This window comes from [Phormidium] sp. LEGE 05292, assembly GCF_015207735.1.
Lineage (GTDB): Bacteria > Cyanobacteriota > Cyanobacteriia > Cyanobacteriales > Aerosakkonemataceae > Floridanema.
The window spans coordinates 1-6,485 of record NZ_JADEWG010000090.1; the positions used below are offsets into that span (position 1 = coordinate 1).

Consider the following 6,485-nt stretch of genomic DNA (forward strand, 5'->3'; position numbering starts at 1 on the left):
AGGTAGTATATATACATAGGGTAAGTTTATTAATCTAGATTAATAAACTTACCCTATGTATATATACTACCTTGTGCATAAGAAAAATTTATGTATATAAATATCTTATGTATATAACTTCTGTACATTAAATTCAGCATCTCCTGAATGCAGGTTGATGGTGTCAAGTCATCTGGTGCTTGTAATCTTTGTGGCATAAGGCTTTTAGAGATTGAGTAAATTGCGATCGCACTTATACTATCTGTATATACTTATGATTTTTCTAATATCTCAAGTACATACAGTATTTATAAGTAATTCTGCTGTATAAGACAGAGTTATAAGTGACGAGGTAGATATATACAGTAGATATAGAAAGCACACAAAGTAAGGATTCCAGGGAGGGTAGGTGGTGATTTGGAATTCTCTACACTTTGTTGGTTCTGGCTTGTGACATTAGCTGTATTAAAAATACTAATGAAAGTTAGGTTGACTGTCGTATACATACAGTAGATAATAGAAAAGAAGCACAAGATGTTTAATTTTCGATCTTCGACCGCAATCCAGGAATGGTGTATGGGTTGAGAGAAGATGCCAGGTGGGTTTGAGTGTCAATAGATGCAGTCCGTTTAAATCACCCCAGGAGGCCGCACCGCACTCGCGGCGGCGCGTCAGCGCCATCCCTCCCTACAAGGTTTCTGCTCTACTACTGTGCTGGTCTGTACTTTGATGGATTCTCATGCTTGGGAGACGGCATAGCAGCAGGTATATACAGTAAATGCTGTTTCTTCTACCAAGAATTAGGGAGAGTATACAGAAGATGTCGAAACTTTCAGAGCAAAGAAAACAGCGAATTGCTAATTTAATCGAGCAGCTAAGGCACACGAGCGATGCGGAAGCGATCGCTGCTTTGGGTCAAGCGGAGCATGATTGGTTATATGAGAATTACAAAGCTTCTAGTGCTGGAACTTTGCTCAGTAATGAGTATATTCCGGCGATTATGGAAGCTTTTCCCCAGAGTGAAGGGGAATCTTTAGCTCCAACTGAATGGTGGCAGACGGTCAATGGGAAAAAGGTGAAGCGGCATCTGGTGATTAAGACTCTTAAACCAACTCTTAATGAATGGGATGAGCGAAATCTGCCTACTAAGCAAAATGCGGCTATTAAGGCTGATGGTAAGCTTCCTCTGTATCCTGAGCCTTTCGTGGAGAAGGCTTCTTCTCTGTTGAATTCTGACCATTGGCCAACTCTGAGTGCGGCTTTGATTGCTTTGACTGGACGGCGACCAACTGAAGTGGTTTGGTGTGGTCGTTTTGAAGCAGCTAGCGATTACACTTTAATGTTTTCTGGTCAACTTAAAAAGGGCAATGTTGAGACACCATCTTTTGAGATTCCCACTTTGATTGAAGCTAACAGGGTTCTCGATGCTCTCTTCAGACTGTCACGAATACCGAAGATTATTGAGATTCGGACACTTCCAGAAGCAGTATTGGCGGGTAATGCTTCCAATAAGATGATTAATGACCAAGTGAGACGACATTTCAGTGGCTTACTGGAAGCTCCACCTCGTAATGATGGCACTACTAAACTTAGTGGTTCTAACCTGCGGGCTGCTTATGGCAAGATTGCCACTTATTTTTACTGTCCCCCTACGGCTGAACCTATTTTCTATTGTGGTAAAGTTTTAGGCCATCAAACTGACAATTACCAAGCTGAGGCATTGGCTACTACTATTCACTATTTCACTTATCGGATTGTGGACGATCGGGGCGACTTTATCGGTGATTTGGGGGTGCGCTTGGGACTACCGGGAGTGAAACAGCTATACAAAAAAGCTCGTCAGTTAGCAGTGTCAGGCGAGCCAGTTACTCCCACAACTAACATTTCTGAAAACACCGTAACTACTGTATCCCTAGAACCAGAGGTTGTTGCACCCGAAACTGTTAATACTGTTGTCTCGCGCCTTGTGCAAACCAAAGAGAGTGAAGAAGCTGCTAAAGATGTGGAAGCTGTAACCACTGTGGAAACTAATGTAGAAGTTGCTGCTGTGGTTAAACCCAAGTTTTCTCGGCGCACGATCTACCGGGACGATCGCTGGCGGTTTGATACTTTGTGCCAACAAATGGGTTTTGAGGGAAATCAGGCCGAGCGACACCATGCTTTGTTGGATTGGATGGAATGGGCATTACAAGAAATTCCGGCACTCCAACAGCACAATACCCAGTTGTCAGAGAATATGGCAGCTATGGAGCGTGAGCATACAGACAACGCTGCCAAGATTGCTCAATTGTCTGCTGATAATTCGGAGGCGATGGCTAAAATTGCTCAGTTGGAACTTCTTACCGAAAAGTTGCAGTCCCAAATTATGGCTTTAGTTGGTCAACTTCGCGCCGATCGAGTTGGGGTTGCCCAACCAACAGTGATACCTGGCGATTACCTAGATGCAGGAGATTCAGAGATTGTCAATGGTGGTGCAAAAAGCGCCATTCCTCCGAATGAATCTAGACAAGTTGCTGCATCACTGGATACAACTTCACGACTAGGTATGCCTCAATCAATACAACCAGAAGAGCCTATTTCCATGACTGTGGGTAGTTCAGAGGTGGAGAAAGCTTTGGCTGCGATTGCAGCTTTAACCCAGGCGATTACTCCTTTGGTCACGACAATGGCTCGTCTGACTGAACGGATGGAGGTATCAGAGGGCGTTTCTGCTGTACAAATACCCTATACCACTTCCAGAAAAACTTCTTCTGTACAAAATTCAACTTCTTCTGTACAAAATTCATCTCCTACTTCCAAAAAAACTTCTTCTGTACAAAACTTGCGCCAAAATACATCAGCTACTAAGGGGGTTGATGCAGATACCGATCGCATGGAACATACTGCTGAATGCACTCCCCTTCGACAGTCGAAACAGGTGAAGGATGTTGAAGGGCTTTCTACGGGGGAAGTCAAGGAACGTCGCTCTACTGTGGTCGCCAAAGAAAAGGCTCGTCGGGCTATTCAGGCGGTTCTGGATTATAACGAAACTCAGGATATTGAGCGCAAGTGGATGATTAATCGTAATTTGATTATTGCACTAACGGGTAATACTATTCATCGCCTGGTAATCGATGAGGTGTTATCTGCCATGCACATTGATCATTACAATGCTCAGTGTGGCTTTTCCCCAGGTCATAATATTTCTTTGGCTAAGAAATTCCACCTCAAGGTTGCCGATGTCGTTAATTGGTTCCCTTCTTAAGTTCTATGATTGTCCCTTCTTTACTTTCCCATCTTCTCCCAGGCTTAACTCATTTCCATTTAGACGAGCAGGTAATTGATTCTGAGGCCAAAAGGCTTAAACTAACCCTTTCTTCTACTGAGATGGCTGCTTCCTGTCCGGTTTGCCACCATATTAGCCACAGCGTTCATAGTCACTATCAACGTACTGTTCAGGATTTGAATTGGGCTGATTACTCTGTCACTCTGTTCCTTTGTGTCCGTAAGTTCTTTTGTCACAATCGGGCTTGCCAACGCCGCATTTTCTGTGAACGCTTGCCTGAACTGACTGCCGCTTGGTCATAACAATTCAAAATCCAAAATTCAAAATTCAAAATTCGCACCAGTTATGAGTTAAAATTGTTAGACGATTTATAAATAATTTCTGGTGAACGAACCATTACCAATTACTGATCGCACTTTTGAATTCGGTATTCGCATTGTCAAACTTTGTCAGGTACTAGACGAGAAACCAGGTGTAGGAAGAACGCTGGCTAAACAACTGCTTAAAGCAGGTACTTCTATTGGAGCTAACGTGGAAGAAGCTCAATCTGGTCAAAGTAAAGCCGATTTCGTTCATAAAATGGAAATTTCTCTCAAAGAAGCTAGAGAAACTAAATATTGGTTAAAGCTTTTAATCGCTACTAATTTAATTCCCGAAACCCGGTTAAATTCTATCATTAAAGAAAGTGATGAATTAATCAAAATTATCGCTTCTATCATTGTCAAAACCAAGCAAAATCTTCAGAATTAAAGCTAAATCTTTTTCTTTCTTTAATCCTTGAATTTAGCCTTTTGTATTTTCAACTGTATTCATTTTGAATTTTGCATTTTGAATTTTGAATTGAAAAGATGCTCAAGCGTCAAATGTATGGTCGTGCTGGTTTACCTTTACTTCAACGTCGTTTTCTCTTACTCTCCTGAAGATTTATTGACAGTCTTTCTCACTTATCTGTTTTTTTACTTTTTTGCGATCGCTTCTGCGGTGGTTTTTTCTCCTCTGCTCATACTACATCCGGCAAGCTTCTCTCCTGGCTGTTTCTATCTGGCAGTCTCAGTACCAATTTTCCCAAAATCCGGCCTCAACGGGCTAGTTCTACTTTTTCTGCTCAAGGGTACTACATCCCTCTATCCCTTACCACGTCTACCTTCTACCTTATTGCTTCTCTTCACCAAAATCGCGTAAGAATCCCCAGATCCAACAACCACGTTAGCTTCGTTGTAGCCCCCTGAACAGCTAAACTCTCAGCCATTTTAATATATTTGGATTCTTGTCATAGCGGTATGTCAAGCCGTTCCTAGTAGTGATAGAACCTCCTTTACTTGCCTTACTTCTGATAGTACTAATGGAATAGTTAGTTAATTTACTTATTTCCTTATGAGAAAGCCCGTCACTTGTGATTGTTTCTGTCAATATTTGTGATTGGCTATTTCTTATCTTTTGATTTCGATAATCTTCCACAGTCAAAAGTTGCCAACTAGAATCTTGCGAAAGTTCTAGAACCCATTGATGATAATTAAATAAAGTTTCTCGATGTCCAACACTAATAAACGTTGTTTTCGTCTCTTGTAATTGTTGATATAAGTTCCCTTCATTCTTCAAATCTAAGGCACTTGTTGCTTCATCTAATATAGTGAACCTTGGATTAGTCACCAACAGGCGTGCGAAAGCTAGGCGTTGTTGTTCTCCCAAGGACAATATATTCTCCCAAGGAACTTCCGTATCAAAGCCCTCAATTCGACTGAGCAAGTTTTGCAGGTTAACTTGTTGCAAAACTTCTTTAAGTTGTGCGTCGGTCATCTGATGATTTGTCTTAGGATAAAGTAACTGTTCGCGCAAAGTTCCCAAGATGATGTAAGGACGTTGGGGTAAAAACAATACTTCTTCTAAGGGAGGTCTTACCAGACGACCAGTTCCCGCATTCCACAACCCAGCGATCGCTCTCAGTAGAGAACTCTTACCTCGACCACTAGGCCCTACAATTAACAAACCTTCGCCTGGCTGAACAGCGAGTGACAGATCTTCGACAATTACCTGCTCATAGTTAGGTGTTTGTAAAGTAATATGCTCAAAAGCAAGATGGTTTTCTTCTATTGTCTTAATTATACTGGCATTTTCTGGTTGTTTAGTTACTTCTTGTAGCGCATCTGAAAAATCAGATAAACGTTTAACGTAACTAGAAAAACGCCCGGAAGTACCAAATTCATTAATCAATTCTGCCAAAGCATTAGCAAATAAGCTACAAGCTAAAGAAGCTTGGCTAATTTCGCCGAATCCCATCTCACCTCTAATGTCTAAAGGGCCAAATATGATAATTGGAAATATTTGGATTACAGCCTGATATCCTCTATTAAAAATGTCTTTATTTCTTTCCCAAGTTACCTTACGCTTAGCAACTTTGATCAAATTACTAAAGCGGCGTTGAATGATATTCAACTCTTGGCGTTCTCCTTGAAAAAAAGCTATTGATTCAGCATGAGTGCGAACATGAGTCAGTGCATAACTGTAGTCAGCTTTCAATTCGAGTTCTTCTTGATTAATTCTATTAAATTCTTGAGTTATGTAAACTGCAATTAAATTTCCTATTACCGTATAAACAACTAAAATAACTGCAACTTGCTGAGAAATTGACCAAAGAATTATTAAAAAAGCTGTCATCTCTAGTACTTTCTCTAAGAAAGTAGCTGAAAAGTTGAGAGCATTATTAGCAATAGGATCGATTTCTTGAGATAACCGTTGATCTGGATTATCTATATCAGATGTGAAGTTAATTTTATAGTAAGCGCGATCGTTGAAATATTTTGATAAAATATAATTATTTAGCCATTGATACCAATCTAAAGCGATTTGTTTTCTGACAAATTTAGTAAATCCAACCAAGAATGTTACTAAGACAAGGGCTATTCCGTAAATCCATAATGTATTAAAAAATTTAGTAAAATCCTTTTCTTTAGTAATGATATCGATTAAATCACGGCTAATAAAGCTATTAAAAACACTTAAACTTACGAGAGTGATAATTAATAAGATTAGGAGAATAAGCATTCCCCATGCTTTAATCACATCTAGAAATGCTCTTTCTTCTGGCTTTGTTGGATACCAGTAAGATCCTGCGATCACTTTTACATCGTCCCAAAATTGAATAAAAGCTGATAAAGCATTTATTTGTGGTTGATTTTGAACAACTTGAGTGGGCATATTTTAGAATCCAAAATGAAATCTTTGTTGCGCTAAATAATAAGTA

General features: G+C 40.1%; 4 protein-coding genes. 3 read left to right on the forward strand and 1 reads right to left on the reverse strand.

Translation table 11 applies throughout. From position 1 onward, the window contains the following. Positions 1–799: 799 nt before the first annotated feature. From IQ264_RS21565 to IQ264_RS21575, 3 genes are all read left to right on the forward strand, one after another. Positions 800–3,223 carry a protelomerase family protein gene (locus IQ264_RS21565; RefSeq protein ID WP_193982864.1) on the forward strand — a complete coding sequence of 808 codons (2,424 nt, stop codon included), beginning with the start codon at positions 800–802 and terminating at the stop codon, positions 3,221–3,223. A 5-nt stretch (positions 3,224–3,228) separates the two neighbouring features. Further along, complete coding sequence (locus tag IQ264_RS21570) at positions 3,229–3,546, forward strand: transposase family protein (RefSeq protein WP_193982865.1); 318 nt, start codon at positions 3,229–3,231, stop codon at positions 3,544–3,546. Positions 3,547–3,628: 82 nt separating this feature from the next. After that, positions 3,629–3,994, forward strand: a complete 366-nt coding sequence (locus IQ264_RS21575) for a four helix bundle protein (RefSeq protein ID WP_193982866.1) — start codon at positions 3,629–3,631, stop codon at positions 3,992–3,994. A 483-nt stretch (positions 3,995–4,477) separates the two neighbouring features. On the opposite strand, the gene IQ264_RS21580 is transcribed toward IQ264_RS21575, so the two are convergent. Further along, positions 4,478–6,439, reverse strand: coding sequence for an ABC transporter ATP-binding protein/permease (locus tag IQ264_RS21580; RefSeq protein WP_193982867.1), 1,962 nt, complete (start codon positions 6,437–6,439; stop codon positions 4,478–4,480). Positions 6,440–6,485 lie beyond the last annotated feature (46 nt).